This is a genomic window from Bacillus cereus group sp. BfR-BA-01356 (assembly GCF_022663635.1).
In the GTDB taxonomy this organism is placed as follows: domain Bacteria; phylum Bacillota; class Bacilli; order Bacillales; family Bacillaceae_G; genus Bacillus_A; species Bacillus_A cereus.
Map to the genome: position 1 here is coordinate 1 of NZ_JAKUFX010000230.1, position 3,556 is coordinate 3,556.

Below are 3,556 nucleotides of genomic sequence, written 5' to 3' on the forward strand. Positions count from 1 at the left end.
AGGCTTCTAACCGCAAGGACTGCGGGGATAGCCTAATCAATTAGAGTTCGATAGAACTCTTTACTTAGGAATCCCTCACTTCTAAACGAAGTGAAAGTGGGGGTAGTTCAAGAAATGGCCAAAGAACTCAATTCCAACTTAACACTCAAAAGAATAGGATATATAACTTAAATCATATAAATATACAGTTAAATTACACAATTAGAAGCAAAACATAATAGATTTGTAATGGAAATTACATATTTTCTTGATTTTTTGATGCATTTTCATAAAATAATCCATGTCGAAAAAAGTCGGATGTTCATATATTATCTTTGTTTTTCAGTTGTAAACGCTTTATTGTTATGATATTATCATAGTCGAACAATAGATGGTAATAAGCCGTAAAGGATTTCTTTGCCTATGCCTCGTAAAATTGTACGGATAAATCATGAAAATAGGCTATAGGTCCAATGGAATATGAGATATCTTATACTATATTCAACGAAATTTCATCGCTAAAAATACTGTGAGCTCAGTTAAACCAACTTTTTCATTATGTCCCTAACTAGTTTTTACAATTCAGCTTAAAGATTCTCAGAAGTTAACTCATCCAATTTAGTAAGCTAAAATTTATTCTGTATCTATGAAACGTGAGCAAAAAGGATTCTACCAATAGAAACCAGCTAAGTGATTAAAGATATCCAAAATATTATCTTTATTACCATCTATAGTTAATTACGTATTTACCAACTATAAAAAAAGAACCTAGGTAGGTTCTTTTTTTATTTCTTAAAAGATATATTTAAATTTTTCAAGGTCATTACACTTAATAATAATATTGCCATATTATCAATATTTATCTTTTTTATAAGAATAAACTTTTAGTAAGTAAAATCAAAAATCCCAACTTCTTTCCTACATTAGAAAAAAGGTATTGAAAATATCCAGAATAAATATTTTCAATACCTTTTTTGACGTAATATGAATCAGAAAATCTATAAAATGATAGCAATCACATAAAAAAAGCAATTCATAAAAACTTTCTTCTTTTATAAACTGGAACGTTTGGATCGTTCATGCTCATAACGTTCATTAACCATATTTTTCAATTCATTCCATAATAATATTGTTTCATCAATTCCCTTGATTAGATCATCTATGCTGGGAACTATACTATTATTAATTTTCGGCTGAAATGTAATAGTAATTGGATCATCTCACATCTTAATTTCCTCATATAAAATGTTTTATAATCATATGCATCAGCAGCTGTGCCCAAGTTATCAGTTATTTTATCTAATACACTTAAAAATTCTACATACTTCTCCCTATGAGCGCCATCAAAAAAAGGCCCTTTCCACATCGTCCAATGCTCATACAAAGTATCAAAAAGTAATGCCCATCCGTTATGTACTCTATTATGAGAAAATGACTTTTGATCTAATTCTTGTGAACTACCCGCCACTTAACGTCCTAACGGACTGTTTGAAGTGGGGGCTTCTCGGTTAATCATTACTTTTAATAGCTAACGAATTTGTCCTTAGACAGCCGAGCTAACTCCCTTGTTCCAAAGGTTATTTTATTGCTATTTATCCTAACGCTAATAGTCGTATTGCTTCATTTTTGATATTGATAGCTGCGTTATAATCTCTATCGAGATTTACACCGCATATACAAGAATAGATTCGTTCAGACAAAGTCATATTTTTCATATTCCCACAATTGCTACATGTTTTGGTGGAAGGAAACCATTTGTCTATTTTCAAAAGTTGTTTTCCTTGTTCGTTTAGTTTATAAGCTAAGAAAGAAGTGAACATACCCCACCCATTATCAGCGACACTTTTTCCAAAATGAAGTGCTTGCGACATTCCTTTCATGTTTAGATCTTCAATAGCTACGACATCAAAATGAATAGCTAACTTTTTAGACTCATGATGAAGGAAATTCTTACGTTAGTTAGCTACTTTCTCATGTAATTTAGCTACACGAATACGTTGTTTCTGCCAACGCTCAGAACCTTTATTGCGCCTTGATAATACTCGTTGTGCCTTTGCTAATCGGTCTAACATGTTACGATAGAAATTAGGATAATTGGCTTTCTCATCCTCAGAACTAACGTATAATCCATCCATCGCAAAGTCTAACCCCACAACTGTTTCTACTTCTTTTTGTACAATTTCTTTTTCATATTCAGTCAAGATGGACACATAGTATTTACCCGTAGGAGTCATAGAAATCGTACATGACTTGATTCTATAATTTTGTGGTATCTCTCTATGTTGTTTGATACGTACCATTTTCAATTTTGGCAATTTGATATGACGATTTAGCAACATAATATTTCCGTTTACTACATTCGTTGTATAAGACTTTCTGTCTTTTTTACTTTTGAATGTTGGGAAGTCATTTTGACCACTAAAGAAATTCTTATAGGCAGTTTGCAAGTTTATTTGAGCATTTGCCAAAGCTAATGAATCCACTTCTTTTAACCACTCAAATTCTGCTTTATATTTCGCGGGAGTTGGAGGCTTTTGTTTCTTTAGTTGTTCCTTATCATCTTTGTATTTTTCGTACGCTTCTTTTCGTTCAGCTAACATTCTATTATACACAAAACGTACAAAACCGAAGGTTTTACGCATAAGATATGCTTGTTCTTCTGTTGGATACAAACGGAATTTATATGCCTTATTGTGCTTTGTCATATCATTTCACCTCACTTTTCACCTTGATTTTCAATATATTTCTTTACTACGTTTATTGGAGAACCGCTAGTAGTTAATAAGCAAAAACTTCTTGACCAAAACATCTCTTTCCAAAGTTTTGTTTTCACTCGTGGAAAGTCTCTCTTGATGAGTCGAGAACTTGCACTTTTATAAGCATTAATAAATTTTGTCATTTCTGTATTCGGATGAGCCTTGAACAAAATATGAACATGGTCTACATCATGATTCCACTCTACCAATGTTATGTTATAATTCTCTGATAACCTGACAAACATATCTTTTGCATAGTCTGATATATCATCATTGAACACATTTCTTCTATATTTCACAACCAATACAAGGTGATAATATAGCAAGAACACCGAATGATTATTATTATTATTATCTAATTTCATTGATATACCAATCTTCATTCTTTATAAGACTGATTCTATCAGAGGGAAAATAAAAAGCAAAGCCTTTTGGCTCCGCCAAACCGAAATTTATCTCCCACCTATCGTCGGGCTACGCCCTTCACACGCTTGAGGAAGGAGACTTCTTTCGGGAAATACGTTAAAATTTCTAGATAAGTAGAAAACTCTTTGTCATTAGATTTAAATCCTTGTATAATCTCTATTTTATTCTCTACAAACAATTTTTTCTTTTTTCTCCTTATGAAAAAGATAAGGTCATGCTCTCCAATTTTATCTTTTCTATTTGTGAATTTGTAAGACAAAAAAAGAATCCTTATAATAAGGATTCTGATATGCTCCCTATTAGGTAGACAGATAAAAAATAAAAATCTGTTATCTAAGGGGAGTATTTTTTATGGCTAGAATGAAATATTCTAAAGCTGAAAAATTGGCGATTTT

Annotated in this window: 2 protein-coding genes and 1 pseudogene; all 3 read right to left on the bottom strand. The window is 31.6% G+C overall.

Annotated elements, in window-relative coordinates; translation table 11 throughout:
* Positions 1–1,150 precede the first annotated feature (1,150 nt).
* The 3 genes and pseudogenes from MR168_RS32475 to tnpA all read right to left on the bottom strand — a co-directional run bounded on the left by MR168_RS32475 (position 1,151) and on the right by tnpA (position 3,100).
* A complete protein-coding gene (locus MR168_RS32475) occupies positions 1,151–1,447 on the bottom strand; it encodes a hypothetical protein (protein WP_000929144.1) in 297 nt (98 codons plus the stop codon).
* A gap of 124 nt (positions 1,448–1,571) precedes the next feature.
* A pseudogene (locus tag MR168_RS32480) lies at positions 1,572–2,684 on the bottom strand (RNA-guided endonuclease TnpB family protein).
* Between the two features lie 11 nt (positions 2,685–2,695).
* On the bottom strand, positions 2,696–3,100 hold the full coding sequence (gene tnpA, locus MR168_RS32485) for an IS200/IS605 family transposase (protein ID WP_000762722.1): 405 nt from the start codon (positions 3,098–3,100) through the stop codon (positions 2,696–2,698).
* Between the last annotated feature and the right edge of the window lie 456 nt (positions 3,101–3,556).